Raw genomic sequence first — 19,637 nt, forward strand, 5'->3', positions numbered from 1 at the left:
GAATGCCGTTATCGCAAAAAACTCGTCAAAATTTGACCGCACTTTTACTCGTTTTCGACGTCCCGTATCTGTAAACGCTCTGTTCCCGTATAAATTGTAGCGCGCCCCTCGCGGGCAAAGCCGATTAAGGTCAAATCCGTCTCCCGCGCCATGCGAACCGCTAATTCCGTCGCAGCAGAAATAGCGGCTAACATTTCGATTCCGCAGCTTACGGTTTTCTGCACCATTTCATAGCTGGCGCGGCTGGTGGCGAAGACAAAACCTTGCGGTCGACCGTTTTTAGCATGCCAGCCGAGTAATTTATCCAACGCCACATGGCGTCCGACATCCTCCCGAATCGCCAACAATTCACCTTGCGGCGAAAAAAAGGCGGCCGCATGCGTCGAGCCGGTTTGTTTACCCAATATTTGCGCCTGTTGTAATTTAGCCAAACAGGCGTCCAATAAATTCAGATCAAAACGTAAAGTGCGGGCGGTTTTCGGCAATTTTTTGCTGACTTGTTCCAGCTGCTCCGTTCCGCAAATACCGCAGCCGGTTCGTCCGGTTAAATTGCGGCGCACTTCTTTCAACCGCACAAAACAACGGGTTGCCAATTCAATTTGTACTTCAATTCCGTTGCAATTTTCCGCTATGTCGATGCCGTAAATATCGGCGGGTTTATCAATAATGCCTTCCGTTAAGGAAAATCCCACGGCAAAATCCGCTAAATCCGCCGGCGTGCACATCATCACCGCATGCGAAATGCCGTTGTACACTAAAGCCACCGGCACTTCCGACGCCAAAACATCATTTTGGGATTGCAGAACGTTTTTTTCACCGGATTTTTGGAAAAAAGCGACGGGAGTAATGGTTGATGAGAGCAAAGTGCGGTCCTTTTTTGTTATGTTTTTTAATTATTCTAGAATGTATTATGTTATTCTACAACCCGAAACTTAGCGGAGGAACGATTGAACGACAAACATCGTTATTCACCGAATTTTTACAGGTTTTTGTTAAAATTTTGACCTATATCACAGAAAATAACGGATATGCGCAAGATTAGTTATAGATTTACTGAGAAAAACTAGGTATTCTTACGCCCATTAATCCAAGTATTTTTTACTTTTGATTAACATTTCCATAACGAATTTTACAACCCATCTCCTCATCCCGGAGTAAGGACTATCTATGCAGATCACAAGACGTAAGTTCTTTAAGGTCTGTGCAGGAGGCATGGCGGGAACATCTGTCGCAGCATTAGGCTTAATGCCGACCGCTGCACTGGCCGCGCCGCGCGAGTATAAACTTTTACGTACAAAAGAAACTCGTCAATCCTGCACATATTGCGCAGTCGGTTGCGGTATGCTGATGTACAGCATGGGCGACGGCGCAATGAATGCCCGCAGTAAATTAATCCATGTGGAAGGCGACCCGGATCATCCGGTCAGTCGCGGCGCGTTGTGCCCGAAAGGCGCAGGCGTTTTGGATTTCGTCAACAGCCCGAACCGAATTCAATATCCCGAATATCGCGCACCGGGTTCCGACAAATGGGAACGCATTTCCTGGCACGACGCTATTCACAGAATCGCTAAATTATTGAAAGACGACCGCGATGCCAACTGGGAATCCGTCAATGCGGAAGGAACGCCGGTTAACCGTTGGCTGACGACAGGTTTCTTAACGGCATCCGCCGCAAGTAACGAAACCGCGTTAATCTCCCAAAAATGGGCGCGGGCATTCGGTTTACTGGTTCTTGACAATCAAGCGAGTACCTGACACGGACCAACGGTAGCAAGTCTTGCTCCATCATTTGGTCGCGGTGCCATGACCAACCACTGGGTTGATATCAAAAATGCGAACGTTGTCGTTGTAATGGGCGGTAACGCAGCTGAGGCGCATCCTGTCGGCTTCCGCTGGGCAATCGAAGCGAAAAAACAAAACGGTGCGAAATTAATGGTAGTTGACCCGCGCTTTAACCGCACGGCTGCTGTCGCAGATTTTTATTCGCCGATTCGCTCGGGTACGGACATTACGCTTTTATTAGGCGTAATCAAATATTTGCTCGATCATGACGCTATTCAGCATGAATACGTCAAACACTATACCAACGCAAGCTTCCTGATTAATGAAGGTTTTGGTTTTGAAGAAGGTTTATTCACCGGCTACGATGAAGCAACACGTAGTTACAATAAATCTACTTGGTCATATCAGTTAGATGAAAACGGCCAGCCGAAACGCGATTTAACCTTGCAAGATCCGCGGTGCGTCATCAATTTACTGAAAAAACACGTCGAACGTTATACCCCGGAAATGGTTGAACGGGTTTGCGGTACGAAACAAAAAGCATTCCTGGAATTTGCCGAAACCATTGCTTCAACGGCGGCAGTTAACCGTACCATGACGATTTTGTACGCCCTAGGTTGGACCCATCATACTGTCGGTGCGCAAAATATCCGTACTATGGCAATTATCCAATTACTTTTAGGTAATATCGGTATGGCCGGCGGCGGTATTAACGCATTGCGCGGGCACTCCAACGTTCAGGGTACGACGGATATGGGCTTATTCCCGTCTATGTTGCCGGGTTATATTCCGTTACCGATCGAAACCGATACTTCATTAGAAAGTTTCTTAAACCGCATTACACCTAAAACAGCGGCCGAAGGTCAGACTAACTATTGGCAAAATACGCCGAAATTTGTGGTGAGTATGCTGAAAGCCTTCTATGGTGAGAACGCAACCAAAGAAAACGAATTCGGCTTCCATAATCTTCCGAAACAATACAAGAAGAAAATGGATCATCTGCAATACATTGATTTAATGGATCAAGGCAAAATCAACGGTTATCTCTGCCAAGGTTATAACCCGTTAGCTTCTTATCCGGATAAAAATAAAATTTCATCCGCATTGCGGAAATTGAAATTCCTGGTTGTAATGGATCCGTTAAAAACCGATACTTCCGAATTCTGGCAAAAACACGGCGAATATAACGACGTTAACCCTGCCGAAATTCAAACCGAAGTATTCCGTTTACCGACGGTCTGTTTTGCGGAAGAAGACGGCTCCATTGCCAATTCCGGTCGTTGGCTGCAATGGCACTGGAAAGCGGCGGAACCGCCAAAAGAAGCGAAACCGGATGTGGATATTCTTTCTGAAATCCGTGAAGTCATGCTTGAAATGTATGAAAAAGAAGGCGGCCCTTCCGTGGATACCATTAAAGCTATGACATGGAATTATCGAAATCCGTTAGAACCAAGACCGCACGAAGCTGCGAAAGAAAATAACGGTTATGCGCTGGAAGATCTTTATGATACGAACGGTAATCTGATCGCGAAGAAAGGCGACTTGCTTTCAGGCTTCGCCCAATTACGCGATGACGGTACTACGTCTTCGGCAAACTGGATTTACTGCGGACAATGGACACCGAAAGGCAACCAAATGGAAAACCGCGATAATTCGGATCCGTCAGGTTTAGGTAATACCCTGGGATGGGCATTTGCATGGCCGGCGAACCGTCGGGTACTTTATAACCGTGCATCGGCGGATTTATCGGGTAAACCGTGGGATCCGAAGCGCCCGTTAATCAAGTGGAACGGTAAAAACTGGAACTATATTGATATCGCGGATTTCGGTACCGCTCCGCCAAATAGTAATGTGACACCGTTTATCATGAACAACGAAGGGGTAAGCCGTTTATTCGCACTGGATAAAATGGTGGACGGTCCGTTCCCGGAACATTACGAACCTATTGAAAGCCCAATCGGTACGAATCCGCTTCATCCGAATGTAATTTCAAACCCTGTGGCGCGTATTTTGGATAACGACAAAGCAAGCTTCGGCGATGCGAGCGAGTTCCCTTATGTGGGCACAACCTACCGCTTAACCGAACACTTCCACTGGTGGACCAAAAACGCCGATCTCAACATGATTGCCCAACCGCAACCATTCGTTGAAATTAGTGAAGATCTGGCTAACGAAAAAGGTATCGCTCAGGGCGACGTGGTGAAAGTAACATCAAAACGCGGTTACATTAAAGCTAAAGCCGTTGTAACTAAACGGATTAAATCCCTTGATGTTGACGGCAAAAAAGTCCACACCATAGGTATTCCGCTCCACGGCGGTTTCATTGCGGACGGTCGTAAGGCTTTCTTACCGAATACATTGACCAGTCGTGTGGGTGATGCAAACACGCAGACCCCTGAGTTTAAAACATTCTTAGTGAATATTGAAAAAACCACGGAGGCCCTGTAATGTCAACGGTACAAGAACAAAACATTATCAAGCGCTCCGCTACTTCCGGCGTCACTCCGCCGCCGCAAGTCCGCAAAGACGTGGTGGAAGTCGCCAAGCTTATCGATGTTACCACCTGCATCGGCTGTAAAGCCTGTCAGGTCGCCTGTTCCGAATGGAACGATTTGCGCGCGCCGCAGGAAGAATGCGTGGGCGTATATGACAATCCGCGCGATATGAACGCCCAACAATGGACGGTAATGAAGTTCAGCGAAGTGGAAGAAAACGATCGATTGCAATGGCTCATTCGCAAAGACGGTTGCATGCACTGTGCCGAGCCGGGCTGTTTAAAAGCCTGTCCGGCGCCGGGCGCCATTATTCAGTACGCCAACGGTATTGTGGATTTCCAATCGGAAAAATGTATCGGCTGCGGTTACTGTATCGCCGGCTGCCCGTTCAATGTGCCGAAAATGAACGATGAAGACAACCGCGTATACAAATGTACGCTGTGTGTGGATCGCGTGAATGTGGGACAAGAACCGGCCTGCGTCAAAACCTGTCCGACCGGTGCCATTCATTTCGGCTCCAAAGAAGAAATGCTGCATTACGCCGAAACCCGGGTCGCCGATTTAAAATCCCGCGGTTACGACAATGCCGGCATTTACAATCCGCAAGGCGTGGGCGGCACGCATGTAATGTACGTATTGCATCATGCCGACAAACCGGAACTCTATTCCGGCTTACCGAAAGATCCGGAAATTGATGTCACCATCAAACTGTGGAAAGACATCTTAAAACCGGTGGCGGCGGTCGCTATGGGCGGTTTAGCGCTGGCCGAAATCGCGCATTATGTCGGTATCGGTCCGAACAACGAAGAAGATGTGGACGACCATCATACCAAATTCGAAGCGTTGGAAGAGGCCGAGAAGAAAGCGAAAACGCGCAAAGGAGGACATCATGAGTAAGCAGGAAAAACTGACCGAAATCACGCCGGATACAAAAATCCTGCGGCATAAATTCCCGGCGCGGGTCGCGCACTGGTTTTTGGTGATTGCCTTTTTCATGACTATGTTCACCGGGGTGGCGTTCTTCTTCCCGGATTTTTCCTGGTTACACGAAATTCTGGGAACACCGCAACTGGCGCGTGCCGTTCATCCGTTTACGGGCATCATTATGTTCATCGCGTTTATTATTATGGCGTTTATTTACGCTCATCATAATATTCCGGAGAAAAATGACATCCGCTGGGCGAAAGGCATCGTGGAAGTGCTGAAAGGCAACGAGCACGACGTGGCTTACAACGGCAAATACAATCTCGGTCAGAAAATGTTGTTCTGGACGCTGATTCTGGCGATGGTCACTTTACTGGTGACCGGCTTAATCATGTGGCGGAAATATTTCTCCGGTTACTTCTCCGTCACCACGCTGCGCATCGCTATTCTGCTCCATGCGGCCAGCGCCTTTGCCCTGTTCACCGGGATTCTGGTACACATGTACATGGCGTTTTGGGTGAAAGGCTCAATCCGCGCCATGGTGGAAGGCTGGGTAACGGTGCGCTGGGCGAAAAAACACCATCCGAAATGGTATCGCGAAGAAGTGCTGCCGGAACTGGAAAAGGAAATCAAGAAAAATACCCAGGCTTAATCCGGGTTGTTCATTCGTAACCTAAAGTGCGGTCAAAAAATCTTTCAAATTTTGACCGCACTTTTGCGTTATCGAAAGCCTAGTAATAATTGCGTACTGCAGAATCGGGCAAAATACGCTAAAATTTTTTGCATAAATGCCGAATGCCTTGTTGCGCTTCGGCGTCCATTTATTCCGCGGAAAAAATTATCATTTTTTTGACCGCACTTTTATTCATACGGAAACAATATGGCCATTCGAATTCTTCCCGAAAATGAAATTAAACAGGCGGCAAGTTCATTCCAGAACCCGCCGTTGCTGTTTTCTTCTCCTAAAAATCTTTATGCGCGCCGCGCTCAGCGTTTGCGTCAGTTGGCGGAAAATCATCCGTTCAGAGATTATCTGTTATTCGCCGCGAAGGTGGTCGATGCGCAAAATCTTATCTTAGCGGAAAATCCGTTGGAAAAAACGGAATTCGCCTTTAATCAGATTCGTCCTTTAGGCGTAGAACATTGGCAACGCCAGGCAAAATGGCGCGAATATTTGACCGCACTTTTGGCTGAAATCAAACCGAATGCCAATGAGCAAATGCTCGGCACTATCGATTGGCTGGAAAAAGCCTCGTCCGAAGAACTGGAGCAATTAGCCGATAAGATTCTGGCGCAGGAATATTCTCAGGTTGCCAGCGATAAAGCGGTGTTTATCTGGGCGGCCTTATCTCTTTACTGGGTACAGCTGACCCAATTCATTCCGCATCACGCCACGTTGGAAAGCGGCGAAGATTTACATACCTGTCCCGTTTGCAATTCGGCGCCCGTCGCCAGCGTGATTCATTTCGGCTCCAATCAGGGGTTGCGCTATTTGCATTGCGCGTTGTGCGAAAGCGAATGGAATGTGGTACGAGCAAAATGCACCATTTGTGATCAATCCGAAAAACTGGAATACTGGGGCATCGACAGCGACAAAGAAGCGGTTAAAGCCGAAGCCTGCGGCGATTGCCACAGTTATCTAAAAACTGTTTATCAGGAAAAAGATCCTTACGTCGAGCCCGTCGCCGATGACTTAGCCAGCCTCTTCCTCGATATTGAAATGGAAGAAAAAGACTTTAGTCGCAGCGGCTTGAATCCGTTTATGTTCCCCACCGAATAATTCGCAGGCAAGGCATTTCGCCTTGCTTTTTTTTCGGACTTCATCCTATACTACGAAGCGAAATCCATCATTGCCGCAAAACGAACGGCAACTTAGCATTCTTATTAAGGAAACATTATGACATATCAAGTCATCGCCTTTGATCTTGACGGCACATTATTAAACGGTCAGGGAGAAATTCTGGAAAGCAGCCGAAAAGCGATTCAGCAGGCGCGTGAAAAAGGTCTTAAAATCGTTCTTGTCACCGGACGACATCACACCGCCGTTAAACCTTATTATCACCAAATGGCGCTTGATACTCCGATTATTTGCTGTAACGGCACCTATATTTATTATCCGCAAACCGATGAAGTCAAATCAGCCAATCCGCTTTCTATGGAACAATGCCATAAAGTGATAGCAATTGCCGATAAATATCAAACCCATTTGCTTATGTACAGCCGTGACGCCATGAATTACACCCGTTTAAATCCGCATATGGAGAAATTCCAGCAATGGGTAATGAGTTGCCCGGAAGCGGTGCGACCGAACGTACGGAAAATTGATAGTTTTAACGCACTGATTGATAATCCTGCCGAAAATATCTGGAAGTTCGTAATCAGTTCGCCGGATCGCCAGGCAATGGAAAGTGCGGTCGAAGAATTGCCGGTTTCCGAATTCAGCTGCGAATGGTCGTGGATTGATCGCGTCGATGTCGCCAACAACGGCAACAGCAAAGGCGGACGCCTGCTCGAATTGTTGAAACAATGGAATGTCGATCCGCAAAACGTTATTGCCTTCGGCGATAACCACAACGACACCAGCATGCTGAAATCCGTCGGATTGGGCGTTGCTATGGGCAATGCGGACGATGCGGTCAAATCTCAAGCAAAACGCGTTATCGGTTCCAATAACGATGACAGCATTGCTCAATTTATCCGCACAATTATCTAGGAACGCTCATGACTAAACAAATCAAAAAACTTGATCCGGACGCCGCCATTGATATCGCCTATGATATTTTTCTTGAAATGGCGCCTGAAAATTTAGATCCCGCGGATATTCTCCTGTTTAATATGCAATTTGAAGATCGCGGCGCCGTGGAATTTGTGGAAACGGCGGATAATTGGGATGAAGAAATCGGCGTATTGATTGACCCGGAAGAATATGCCGAAGTTTGGATCGGATTAGTCAATGAAAACGATGAAATGGACGACATTTTTGCAAAATTTTTAATTTCCCATCAAGAAGAAGATCGCGAATATCATATTGTGTGGAAAGAATAGCCAAAACCAATTAATTTACTTGGTTTCCTGAAAAATATTTGCTAAACTGACCGCACTTTTTGGGGCTGATTCTGGATTCGACGGGATTGGCGAAGCCCAAGGTGCACGTCGAGGTGCGGTAGGCCTCGTAAATAAACCGCAAAAAAATAGTCGCAAACGACGAACAATACGCTTTAGCAGCTTAATAACCTGCATTTAGCCTTCGCTCCCTAGCTTCCGCTCGTAAGACGGGGATCAAGCGGAGTCAAACCTAAACGAGATCGTGTGGACGCTTCGGCTTGGAGATCGAAACACTAAATTGAATCAAGCTAGTTTATTCTTCGCGTGTCTGTCCGCAGGGGATAAATGAAACTAAAGATCAGACTAAACGTGTAGTGCTGAAGGTAGAGTAATTTCGGACGCGGGTTCAACTCCCGCCAGCTCCACCAAATATGAGTTTGATAGCGTCCTATCAAATACGAAAAAAGCCTTGAAAATAAACGCTTTCAAGGCTTTTTTGTTCCTGTACAGTTTGATTGAAAACAATCTCATTCCACAAAACACTCTAATTTTAGAGTACTCAGACCGCTGATAAACCCGCTTTTATCAGGTTATCTTGTAAAAGTAGGTTTATCAGCTGTCTAAATGGTGGCTTTATTGCCACCATTTTAACGTTTCATTTTTTGATAAAAATTTATAGAATAATACTACCAATTAAAGCGATAGCAAAGCCAACTAGCCCGATTAACGTTTCCATCACTGTCCAAGTTTTTAGAGTGGTTTTCGTATCCATTTCCAAGAAACGGCTAACTAACCAGAAACCGGAATCGTTCACATGAGATAAGGCGGTTGCACCTGAAGCGATGGCAATCACGATAAAACAAAGGTCAAATTGGCTTAATCCTGTTGTCGCAGCAACTGTCGGCGCAATTAAAGCGGCAGTTGTGGTAAGCGCCACCGTTGCGGAACCTTGCGCTACTCGCAAAGCGAGAGAGATAAAGAAAGCCGCGACAATAACCGGCATTCCGGTGTCTGCTAACATGCCGGACAATGCCTCACCAATTCCGCTGGCACGTAACACGCCGCCAAACATACCGCCCGCACCGGTCACCAATACGATTGCACAAATCGGACCTAACGCATTATCACAGATTTTTTCAATTTGTTCATAACTGCGTTGCTCTTTTAATAACACAATAGAAACTAGCAAAGTAATCAAAAGTGCAACCGGTGTTTTTCCAAGTAAACGCAGCGCCTCAACCCAAGTTTGCGAACCGTCAATCACTTTGGTCACGCTTAAAGTATTTAATCCGGTATCCAATAAAATTAAGCACAATGGTAATAATAAAATGAATAACACTTTACCGAAACTTGGCGGGTTCATGTTCGCCGTTTCATTAATCGGACCGGTATTTAAAAATGCTTTTGGTAATTCAACATGAATTTTTTTACCGGAATATTGACTGAACAAATAAGCTGCAATATACCATGTCGGAATCGCACAAATTAAGCCGACAAGCACGAGTAACCCCATATTAACACCGAGTAAATCACCGGATGCAACCGGACCCGGATGCGGAGGTAAAAAAGCATGCATTACCGCAAAAGCACCGGCGGAAGGAAACGCATAACGCAATACGGAACCACCGAATTGTTTTGCCACACTAAAAATAATCGGCAACATCACCACTAAACCGGCATCAAAGAAAATAGGGAAACCGAATAATAATGAGGCAATCCCTAACGCAAAAGGTGCTCTTTTCTCGCCAAATTTATTGATCAACGTGTCGGCTAATACTTTCGCACCACCGGTAATTTCCAACAAACGACCAATCATAGCGCCTAAACCCACCAACAAGGCGACGGATGCCAGTGTGCTACCAAAGCCACCTAATAAAGTAGGTAAAATTTTATTCACTTCGATACCGGTAACTAAAGCTGTCAGCAAGCTGACTAACGTTAAGGCGACAAAGGCATGAACTCTAAATTTCATGATCAAAACAAGCAAAATAATGACCGCACTTAGTGCAATCAACATCAGCGAAGCTGCGTCACTCATACTTTTTCCTCCGTAATTTAATATGAAAAGTAATTATCGACAACGCAAATGTTACCGATAACAAAAATATTCGCAATTGATTAATGAATAAATTGATCAAATTTGTGACATAGATCACTTAATTTCTAAATTTTAAAACTACCCTTGTGCTTTTTTGGGTGATTTTTAATCTATTTATTTTATTTACCACAATAAAATTCCCTTGTTTTGAGAAAAAATGTGATCTTGATCATAAAATCACGATGAAATAGAAATAAAACCTTTTACTGTTACCGGTAACAATCTAAAATAGCCTTAGTTTTACTGTTTGGAGAAATATGTATGAGTAACAATAAAGGAAAGAGTTTTATCTTAATGGGCGTATCCAGTACCGGCAAAACCAGTATTGGTACGGAAGTCGCCCGTCGTTTAGGCATGAAACTGATTGATGGCGACGATCTTCATCCAAGAGCCAACATTATAAAAATGGGCTCCGGTCAACCGTTAAATGATCAAGATCGCGCCCCTTGGTTGGAACGTATTCGCGATGCGGCTTTTAGTTTGGAACAAAAATCCGAGCGGGGAATTATTGTTTGTTCGGCGCTAAAAAAACAATATCGCGATTTAATCCGCGATAGTAATGATGTGAAATTTATTTTCTTGCGCGGAGACTTTGACTTGGTGCTTAAACGTATGCAACAACGTGAAGGTCATTATATGAAAGCGGAAATGTTGCGTAGTCAATTTGATACGTTAGAAGTGCCTCAGGCAGATGAAACCGATGTATATCCGATTGATATCGACGCTACTTTTGAGGAAGTTGTAGAACGTTGTGTTCAAGTTATCAAACCGTTACTTGGTTAAGGAGGGAATATGGATGCGCGTATTAAGCAGGTTACCGATAACATATTGGCTCGCAGTCAATCGCTTAGAGCCCAATATCTACAACGAATTGAACAGCAATTGGCACAAGGAAAACAACGCGCCAGACTAAGTTGTGGGAATTTAGCCCATACTGTCGCCACCTGTTGTGGTCAAGAAAAGCAAAATATTCTGAATTTTACCAAGATGAATGTGGCGATTATCAGCGCCTATAATGATATGGTAAGTGCACATCAACCTTATAAAGATTATCCGGATCAAATTAAATCTGTACTTCTACAATTAGGACATAGCGCTCAAGTGGCGGGAGCCGTTCCCGCTATGTGTGACGGTATTACACAAGGGCAAGCCGGCATGGATTTGTCTTTGTTTTCTCGAGATCTCATTGCACAAGCCACCGCTATTGGGTTAAGCCACAATACCTTTGATGCCACTTTACTACTCGGCATATGCGATAAAATCGCGCCGGGGCAACTGATGGGCGCTTTATCATTCGGACATTTGCCTACCGCATTTGTGCCTAGCGGCCCGATGGGAACAAAAATATCCAATAAATATAAAGTACAGGTGCGCCAACAATATGCGGCCGGTTTAATCGGTAAGGATGAATTGCAAGCGATGGAAAATGATTCTTATCATAGTGTCGGCACCTGTACTTTCTACGGTACGGCAAATACTAATCAATTGGTATTTGAAGCGATGGGATTAATGTTACCGGGTTCGGCTTTTGTCCCGGTAAACAGCAAATTACGCGAAAAATTGACCGCACTTTGTGCCAAACAGATGCTCAAAATCCAATCGTCAGGCAATGATTTCCGTCCGTTAGCGAAAGTGGTGGATGAAAAAAGTTTGGTCAATGGAATTGTCGCGCTTCTCGCATCGGGAGGAAGTACCAACCACACTATTCATTTAATTGCGGTCGCTCGCGCCGCCGGTTTTATTTTAACTTGGCAAGATTTCTCACAATTATCGGAAGCCGTTCCGCTTTTAACCCGAATTTATCCAAACGGACCGGCCGATATTAATGATTTTCATCAAGCCGGTGGCGTTCCGTTATTGATGAAATTACTTGCCGATCGCGGATTAATTCATTTGGATGCTACGCCGATTTATGGCAGCATGCAGGATTATTGCAAAATTCCGACATTGAAAAACAATGAAATTGTTTATCACTCCATTGAAGACAGCTTAAATCCTGATGTCATTGCACCTCGCGGACAATATTTCAGCCCGCAAGGCGGACTGAAAATGGTTTCCGGTAATTTAGGCAGTGGCGTAATTAAAGTCAGCGCAGTAGAAAAAACACATCAAAAATTGACCGCACTTGCTTTGGTATTTGAAGATCAAGACGAGGTTGTTCGTGCCTACCAAAACGGGCAGTTAAAACAAGATGCGGTAATTGTCGTGCGGAATAGCGGCCCGGCGGCACGCGGAATGCCGGAATTGCATAAACTTATGCCAATTTTAGGTAATGTGATGGAAGAAGGTTATCGAGTAATGCTGGTAACCGATGGACGTTTATCCGGCGCCTCGGGAAAAGTGCCGTCGATTATCCATATGAGTCCGGAATCAGTGAAAGGCGGACCGTTAGCGTTTATTCAAACCGGTGATATGGTTGAAATTGATGTTGAAAAAGGCACTATTCATTGCCTAGCCGATTTATCACAACGTTCAGCTTATCAACCCGATTTATCCGCCGCCTATTATCATAGTGGACGGGAACTTTTTGCGTTATTTAGAAAAAACGTTTCTTCTGCCCAAGAAGGCGCAACCGTTTTATTTTAATTTGAGGAAAAAATTATGCAGTGGAATTTATCACCCCAAGCGGTCTTTGCCGCTTCTCCCGTTGTACCGGTTATGGTTATCAAAAAATTGGAAGATGCTATTCCCATGGCGAATGCTTTATTGGAGGGAGGAATTTCTGTTTTTGAAATTACATTACGCAGCCAGATTGCCGTTGAAGCCATCAAATTGATCAGCGAAACTTTTCCGCAAGCCTTAGTCGGTGCCGGTACGGTCATTTCAACGGAACAATACGACGAAGTAGTCAAAAATGGAGCAAAATTTGTTATTTCCCCGGGTGCAACCCCCAAATTATTACAACATGCCAAATCTCATTCGACTTGTTTAATTCCGGGAACAGCCACACCGTCGGAAATGATGCAAGCATTGGAATTAGGTTATGATCATCTCAAATTTTTCCCGGCGGAAGCCAATGGCGGGGCGAAAGCGCTTGGCGCTATCTCCGCACCGCTGCCTCAATTGACATTTTGCCCAACCGGAGGAATTTCGGCTAAAAACGTAGCGGAATACCTAGCTTTAAATTGCGTTGCCACTGTGGGCGGTTCATGGATGCTGCCGGCGGAGGCAATTGCAGAAAAAAATTGGTCCAAAATCACAGAATTAAGCCAAAGTGCGGTCAAATTAATTCAAGAATTGCGTCAAAAATAAATGAACAACTAAATAACAATCCGCATATGAAACATGCGGATTGTTATTCCTATACAGTTCGACTGAAAACGATTGCATCCAACAAATTAGATACCTCGCTTAAATTCACTTCAAACATTCCACCAACGCCTTAAACAACGGTGAAAAACTCGCACGGCAATCCACAAGATTATGGATTCAACGCGAAGAATAAGTGGCCTTCCACAAGGAATTAGACATCCTTCAACAAGCATGGGGGACCACTTGCGGAAGGCAAGTTTGAAATTTTCAGCAACCCGATTTTAACCCAAATTGCGCAAAAACACGGCAAATCTGTGGCTCAAGTGGTGTTGCGTTGATTGAACCAACGTGGCGTAGCGATTATTCCAAAATCAGTCAAAGTAGAACGAATGATCGAAAACCGTGAGATTTTTGATTTTACCTTAGACAACGAAGATTTAGCCCAAATTGCCACACTCAACCGTGATGAAATTATCTTCAATCACCGTGATCCAAATATGGTGAAATGGTTGGCGGAGTATCATGGGTAATATTTGAAGTGCGGTTGGATTTTACTCGCTTCGCTCGCTCCTTCGGAGCCTTAGGCAAAGCCAACGTTCAAACTCAAGCGTTTGTGGTAAGTTTTTGGGAGAATTTGACCGCTTGTGAAAAAGGAATGCCGTCTAAAAATGGGTTTCAGACGGCATTTTTGATCAAATTTTTCTCCATATAATTGGAAGTTTTTCTTTTACCGCTAAAAATAATGCTTTTTTCCAAGAATTAGCTCTTTTTTCTCTATTTATCACTGAATCAATGCTACTAATTTCAAAATCTTCTATTGTTATTTTTCCTTCATTCTTATAAGTCTGCATTTGGGTTAGTAAATCTGATAAGCTGCCTGTTGCAACCTCAGAAAATCGAGCAGACAAATAGAAAGTTTCAAAATGAAATTTAACTTTTTCTTTTCTCTCATTAGTCCACTTTTCTGGCGGAGAAACGTAATATTTCACACTACCAATATTCGAATCATCATCTATATATTCGGCGTATAACCATTGCTCTTCAAAAATGGCATGATCGTCTAAATAGGGATGAATTAATTGCTTATCTTTTTGAGTCGGGAAAAACTCTTTTTTATATTCAGTATTGCAATCTTTACAAATTGGAATTAAATTTTCAGGAAAAACAGAAAAATGTCCATATCTACCTTGAGGTAGAAAATGATCTATTTGGGTTGGCCTGCCTATTCCTCCGCAGAACGGACATTTTACAGATTGTGCAAGATTTATAATTGTGTCGTAGATGTCCCCACATCGACACTTTCTTAAGCAATATTTATATAGTCTAACCATATGCTCATTTCTTAAATCTCCAAATATAATCTCATTCTTGGGTAATGTAGTATCAAATAAGAATAAATCATTGTTCATAGCTAAGTTTTTATAAATTTCAGCTTCTTGCAGTAAAAAACTTTTTCCGTTTAAGACGCTTTGCTTGTACGCAACGTCTTTTGTACAACATAAATCAATGACTTCTGAGAAACTAGGCATTTCTTTTGGTAAATCTAAATGAATCATTTAGCCACCTCATTAGTTTTACTATCTCGAATTCTAATTAGTGTTTTTAATAAAATCCTCGCTTCTGTACCAAGTTGCTCATTAAATTCAAAAAGAATTTCGTCATAACTTTTTCCTGTTTCTACCTGTTTGATTAATAAATTATGAAATCCAGATTTAATTACTTCTAAACCAAAAACCTCTCTAGTTAAAACGCCGACATTTTCTCCAAATGTTTCAATCTGAGGTCTGAAAGGATCCGTTCTTTTTCTTGTTCGTTCAATTTTCCATACGCATGATTTAGGGATTTCTTGTAAAACTACAGGCGAATGAGTAGCAATGATTGCAACACCATTTCTATTATCCAATAAATTAGATAGTGCTCTGATAAAAGCAGATAATAGTGGTGGGTGTAAATGGCTTTCAGGTTCATCAAGGAGAACAAGAGTTTTTTCTTCTACTGTTGCAACTAATTGAGTCATAATCAACAATACGGATGCGTGGCCAGAGCTCATTCGTTTAACAACTGTCAGTATCTGGTCTTTAGTGAAAGAGTCGTCCATGAGTTCGCTTAAATTCATTTCTTCAAAATTATTATCTGATTCAAGATTTTGAATCGCACTTAACCATCGTTCTCGTTTCGCAAAAAAAGACTTACATAGAGAGAATGATTCCCAAAAATCACGTTCAAAATATGCTTCTGGCTCTTTTAACTTTTCATTAGATTCTTTCAATCCAATATAGTGATAATGACTAGATTTATCATTATTAGGAATAAACGGATCAAACACACTAAAAGAAACAGCAACCAAATTACTAAAATAATCATTACCAATTTTTTTAAATTCTTCGCCAGTAAAAAATCCAAATGGATCTCTCTTATGAAATGCACCTTCAGAATCATCTTTCATATCAATAAATGACTTAATCATTCCATTTAATAACGTTGTTTTTCCAACACCATTTCTACCTATAATTGCATGTATATTTGTACTAGGTTGTGAATTAGCTTTAACTTTAAACTCTAGGCTGATATTTCCCATTTTTTCTTTTTCATCTCTAATGAAATAGAATTCAAAATCGCTTAATGGTGCATTACCATTTATAACTCGACTAAATTGCTCGGTTATAGTTTGTTCTCTAATACCTCTCATCAATGAAGTATTAAGAACAGATTCATTCTGGATACTAGAAAAAATCTCAAGTTTAAAAGCAATATCATTGAGTTTATCTAGAATTTGTTTTCCTATTCCATCAGGTAACTTCATTAGTTCTACATAAAAATCAACATCTTGACCAAGGGAGAAAAAATCATCAGGTAGTAATTCAAATACGTTATTAGGAAAGTTTTCTTGAATTTTCTTATAAGTCGCTATTGATTCTTTTTGTCCTTTAAAGCCAATTTTAATATTTCCTATGCGATGCATTTCCCCATTATGATCAAAGACATTCATAAAAAACATAGTGACAAAGGAATAGTCATTCCATCCATCTACCGTTAAACACACTAAATTTTTAGCATTGTTAGGAAATTTATCCCTTCTTTCAAATAATTTAAATTGCATAAAAATTTTCCTTAACTATCCAAAATAATTTTCAAAAATTCCCTCAAACTCAAACACTGCACTCCCTCAAAAGTATTGCCGTCAAATTCGTCCATCGTGACCACATATTTCGGGTAGTTGTCTTGAATTTTGAGCAGGTTGCCGAATTCTCTCTCGAGCGTTTTTTCTTCGTTGATCGTGAGCGTGGCTTGCACATAAATACGCTCGCCGTTTTTCTCTGCCACGAAGTCAATTTCTTGGCTATTTAAACCGCCGATTTTGACATCATAACCTGCGATTTGAAGATGATTGAAAATGCAGTTTTCGAGTAGTTTGCCACGGTCTTGTACCCGATAGCCAATCAGGGCGTTTCGTAAGCCTAAATCTTCAAAATAGTATTTTTCGCCAATCTCAAAAATGCGTTTTCCTTCAATATCATAGCGCGGCACTTTGTGGATCAAAAAGGCATTGGCAAGGTATTCCGCATAATTTTGCACCTGTGTGCTTGAAGTGGTAATTTTCTGCGATTTTAAAAAATCAGCGATTTTTTTAGCAGAAAACAAATTGCCGATATTGCTCGCCAAAAATTGCGTAAGTTGCTCTAAAAATTGCACATTTCGCAATGAATAACGGTTTACAATGTCACGAATCGCAATGGTGGAATAGATATTCCGCAGATACTCAAACACAATATTGTCTTGCAGGGGCAGGTCTTTCAAATAAGGCAAACCGCCATATTTCAAAAACAGCGACATTGACTTATCGCTATCGTCCAGTTCCATAAACTCAAGAAATTCAAAATAAGAAAGGGAATGGACATTAATTTCAATGGCTCGCCCGCTCAGGCTACCTGCAATATCCCGTGAAAGCAAATGAGCATTGTTGCCCGTGCAATACAAATCCAATTCGTCATCTAATAAAAGCGAACGCAACGCTTGCTCAAAACCTGTAATTTCTTGAATTTCATCAATAAAAATGTAATTTTTTTGACCGCACTTTTTCTGCTCTTGTACAAAATCATTCAGGTTTTCAGCGGTCGCAATGTGGCTAAATGCCAAGTCTTCTTTGTTGATATAAATAATGTGGGCATTTTTATCTGCAGCTTTGATCTCTTGCATAATCTGAAACAACAGATAACTTTTGCCCACACGGCGTTGCCCTGTAAACACTTTAATCAAACTTTTACCGATAAACGGACGCACCGTTTCAAGGTATTTCCGGCGATAAACTAAATCTTTCTTCATATTACTCCCTTCATTTATGCTTGACACTCCACCCTTAAATCTAAAAAGTTTCAATTATATTTAAAATTATCACAGAACACTTCCAAAATTCCAATTATAAAGTAATTTAATCACAAACAGTAAATTGAGTGAAATGATTAAAAAATAAGCCGGATTGCTTAATTTGAAGATTATCTTTGGTGTCTTTTTCGCTATTTATAACTGCGGGTGAAATAAACCGTTACGGAGCAACAATACTATGCGTAACTCCGTACGTTACTTCGGGGATTTTCAAGTCATTACGACATTTTTATCAACGAAAAACCAAATATCAACCACACTTTTTCAAGCGAAAAAGATTTTTAGGTCATCTAAAAGCAAAACTGCGGTAACGACTTCAAGAGCGTTTAAAACAAGCGGCACAAGCTCGCACTTTAGAAAGCAAAGGCGATGAGCAAATTGCAAAAATGCCAGCTGGATCGTATCGTGATGGTGCCGAATATTATGGAAAAACCCATTTCCATCCAAATTCAACGCCAGCAGTTTATTGGACTTAATGACTTGGGACGCAACCGACCAAGCGGAATTGATTGATCAACCGTTATTGATGATCGCAGGCTCAACCGCCGATACCTGTTATACGACGGAACAAGCCTTTGCGAAAGCCACTGGACTTTTCAAAATTAAGACTTTTATATTCCCCAACCAAACCGATGCAGTAACCGTTGCCATGGTTCATCAAATCCCGCCTGTATTTCTAAGCGGATTTGCGTTATCGGGTGATGAAACGCCAGTTTTTCCGCATGTAACATTAAACGGGAAACCTGCGTTTTATCGACGAATGCACGGTTTTGGTGTAAATCTCCGTACTGAGTATCACCCAGAATCGGGTGAAAAATATGTTTCATATGACGGCGAAGCTGGTGCTTGCGGCCAGTATGCGGAATTAATCGCACCAGGGAATAGCGAGAAGTCTGATATTTTCCCGCCGCCCAAGGCATTTCTACGGTATTCAGACCGATGTAATCCGTCACCGCGGTTTGCGCTTCTTTTTCTTCCCGGCTGAATTTATCGGCGATTTTATCCCGTTGAATTTTTAACGGATAATCGATCCGATCGGCACCGTTCAGATACCCACGAACCACCGCTAAATAGCTTTTTTGCACGGTTTTTCCTTCAAATTGAAGACAAAGTAAATTGGCAATTTCGCTATTCAGCGCGAACAATAATACGCCGGAAGTGGGACGATCCAGACGGTGAACGGGAAAAACATGTTGCCCGATTTGATCCCGCAAAGTCTGCATTACGAAGCGGGTTTCGCGGCTGTCCAGCCAACTGCGGTGCACCAACATGCCGGCGGGTTTGTTGACGGCGACGATATATTGGTCGCGATATAAAATTTCCAGCATTATTGATTTTTCAGTAATTGTTCGATTTCAATGATCGGTCGCAATAACTCCGACAACCGTTCCTGTTCCTTCAACGCTTCTTCGATATAAGGCGAAATCGCAATCTGCGTCGGCAAAGGATGATTGCTGTCCAGCAATGCGTGCATGCGCGGAATGAAAATCCATTGCAGCCATTCCGTCGCCGACATGGTATCGATGGCGAACGGCTGCTCGCTGAGAAAGGCTTCTTCGCCGGGCGGTACGCTTTTCCACAGCGCCAGTTCATGCATAATCGCCTGAAGTGCGGTCAAATTTTGACGTGTTTTTTGTCGAATTGGCATAAATTTTTCC

Annotated in this window: 17 protein-coding genes, 1 other RNA gene and 1 pseudogene; 12 read left to right on the forward strand and 7 right to left on the reverse strand. The window is 42.9% G+C overall.

From position 1 onward, the window contains the following. Nucleotides 1-44 precede the first annotated feature (44 nt). Nucleotides 45-803: a formate dehydrogenase accessory sulfurtransferase FdhD gene (fdhD, locus tag P7M01_RS02235; protein ID WP_394853423.1), complete on the reverse strand. Its 759-nt coding sequence runs from the start codon at nt 801-803 to the stop codon at nt 45-47. A gap of 364 nt (nt 804-1,167) precedes the next feature. Between fdhD and fdnG the strand changes: the two genes are divergently transcribed. From fdnG to ssrA, 7 genes are all read left to right on the forward strand, one after another. Beyond that, on the forward strand, nt 1,168-4,230 hold the full coding sequence (fdnG, locus tag P7M01_RS02240; RefSeq protein WP_317480112.1) for a formate dehydrogenase-N subunit alpha: 3,063 nt from the start codon (nt 1,168-1,170) through the stop codon (nt 4,228-4,230). After that, nucleotides 4,230-5,174, forward strand: a complete 945-nt coding sequence (gene fdxH, locus P7M01_RS02245) for a formate dehydrogenase subunit beta (RefSeq protein ID WP_202937652.1) — start codon at nt 4,230-4,232, stop codon at nt 5,172-5,174. The genes fdnG and fdxH overlap by 1 nt, the downstream gene beginning before the upstream one ends. Next, on the forward strand, nt 5,167-5,853 hold the full coding sequence (locus tag P7M01_RS02250; protein WP_317476331.1) for a formate dehydrogenase subunit gamma: 687 nt from the start codon (nt 5,167-5,169) through the stop codon (nt 5,851-5,853). Before fdxH ends, P7M01_RS02250 begins: the two co-directional genes overlap by 8 nt. A 228-nt stretch (nt 5,854-6,081) precedes the next feature. Next, a complete protein-coding gene (gene fdhE / locus P7M01_RS02255; protein WP_317482892.1) occupies nt 6,082-6,981 on the forward strand; it encodes a formate dehydrogenase accessory protein FdhE in 900 nt (299 codons plus the stop codon). 117 nt (nt 6,982-7,098) lie between these two features. Further along, nucleotides 7,099-7,914, forward strand: coding sequence for a pyridoxal phosphatase (locus tag P7M01_RS02260; RefSeq protein WP_317480110.1), 816 nt, complete (start codon nt 7,099-7,101; stop codon nt 7,912-7,914). Between the two features lie 8 nt (nt 7,915-7,922). Then, the gene (locus P7M01_RS02265; RefSeq protein ID WP_202937656.1) at nt 7,923-8,246 is read left to right on the forward strand and encodes an HI1450 family dsDNA-mimic protein; all 324 of its coding nucleotides are present in this window, start codon (nt 7,923-7,925) and stop codon (nt 8,244-8,246) included. 61 nt (nt 8,247-8,307) lie between these two features. Further along, nucleotides 8,308-8,674: a transfer-messenger RNA gene (gene ssrA / locus P7M01_RS02270) on the forward strand. A gap of 245 nt (nt 8,675-8,919) precedes the next feature. Here ssrA and P7M01_RS02275 read toward each other — a convergent pair. After that, the gene (locus tag P7M01_RS02275) at nt 8,920-10,263 is read right to left on the reverse strand and encodes a GntP family permease (protein ID WP_394853424.1); all 1,344 of its coding nucleotides are present in this window, start codon (nt 10,261-10,263) and stop codon (nt 8,920-8,922) included. Nucleotides 10,264-10,605: 342 nt separating this feature from the next. On the opposite strand from P7M01_RS02275, the gene P7M01_RS02280 reads away from it, so the two are divergent. The 4 genes and pseudogenes from P7M01_RS02280 to P7M01_RS02295 all read left to right on the forward strand — a co-directional run. Next, nucleotides 10,606-11,127, forward strand: a complete 522-nt coding sequence (locus P7M01_RS02280) for a gluconokinase (RefSeq protein WP_317482894.1) — start codon at nt 10,606-10,608, stop codon at nt 11,125-11,127. 9 nt (nt 11,128-11,136) lie between these two features. Then, a complete protein-coding gene (gene edd / locus P7M01_RS02285) occupies nt 11,137-12,930 on the forward strand; it encodes a phosphogluconate dehydratase (RefSeq protein WP_317482895.1) in 1,794 nt (597 codons plus the stop codon). Nucleotides 12,931-12,945: 15 nt separating this feature from the next. Further along, nucleotides 12,946-13,596: a bifunctional 4-hydroxy-2-oxoglutarate aldolase/2-dehydro-3-deoxy-phosphogluconate aldolase gene (locus P7M01_RS02290; RefSeq protein ID WP_317482896.1), complete on the forward strand. Its 651-nt coding sequence runs from the start codon at nt 12,946-12,948 to the stop codon at nt 13,594-13,596. A 193-nt stretch (nt 13,597-13,789) separates the two neighbouring features. Next, nucleotides 13,790-14,126 (forward strand): annotated as a pseudogene (locus tag P7M01_RS02295) (aldo/keto reductase); the annotation flags it as partial. A gap of 162 nt (nt 14,127-14,288) precedes the next feature. Here the strand turns inward: P7M01_RS02295 and P7M01_RS02300 are convergent. The 3 genes from P7M01_RS02300 to P7M01_RS02310 are packed head-to-tail and all read right to left on the reverse strand — an operon-like array spanning nt 14,289 to nt 17,919. Beyond that, nucleotides 14,289-15,152 (reverse strand): HNH endonuclease, encoded by an 864-nt coding sequence (locus tag P7M01_RS02300; protein WP_317475222.1) that lies wholly within the window; start codon nt 15,150-15,152, stop codon nt 14,289-14,291. Next, a complete protein-coding gene (locus tag P7M01_RS02305; RefSeq protein WP_317482897.1) occupies nt 15,149-16,696 on the reverse strand; it encodes an AAA family ATPase in 1,548 nt (515 codons plus the stop codon). The genes P7M01_RS02300 and P7M01_RS02305 overlap by 4 nt, the downstream gene beginning before the upstream one ends. An 11-nt stretch (nt 16,697-16,707) precedes the next feature. Further along, entirely contained in the window at nt 16,708-17,919 is a 1,212-nt protein-coding gene (locus P7M01_RS02310) for an ATP-binding protein (RefSeq protein ID WP_317482930.1), read from the reverse strand. Between the two features lie 429 nt (nt 17,920-18,348). Between P7M01_RS02310 and P7M01_RS02315 the strand changes: the two genes are divergently transcribed. Continuing rightward, the gene (locus P7M01_RS02315) at nt 18,349-18,492 is read left to right on the forward strand and encodes a hypothetical protein (RefSeq protein ID WP_202937662.1); all 144 of its coding nucleotides are present in this window, start codon (nt 18,349-18,351) and stop codon (nt 18,490-18,492) included. A gap of 98 nt (nt 18,493-18,590) precedes the next feature. Here P7M01_RS02315 and truC read toward each other — a convergent pair whose 3' ends face one another. Both truC and P7M01_RS02325 read right to left on the reverse strand, forming a co-directional pair. Then, nucleotides 18,591-19,307, reverse strand: coding sequence for a tRNA pseudouridine(65) synthase TruC (gene truC, locus P7M01_RS02320; RefSeq protein WP_317482898.1), 717 nt, complete (start codon nt 19,305-19,307; stop codon nt 18,591-18,593). Further along, a complete protein-coding gene (locus P7M01_RS02325; protein WP_317475542.1) occupies nt 19,307-19,621 on the reverse strand; it encodes a YqcC family protein in 315 nt (104 codons plus the stop codon). Before P7M01_RS02325 ends, truC begins: the two co-directional genes overlap by 1 nt. Nucleotides 19,622-19,637 lie beyond the last annotated feature (16 nt).

This window comes from Exercitatus varius (assembly GCF_029577735.1).
Classification (GTDB): domain Bacteria; phylum Pseudomonadota; class Gammaproteobacteria; order Enterobacterales; family Pasteurellaceae; genus Exercitatus; species Exercitatus varius.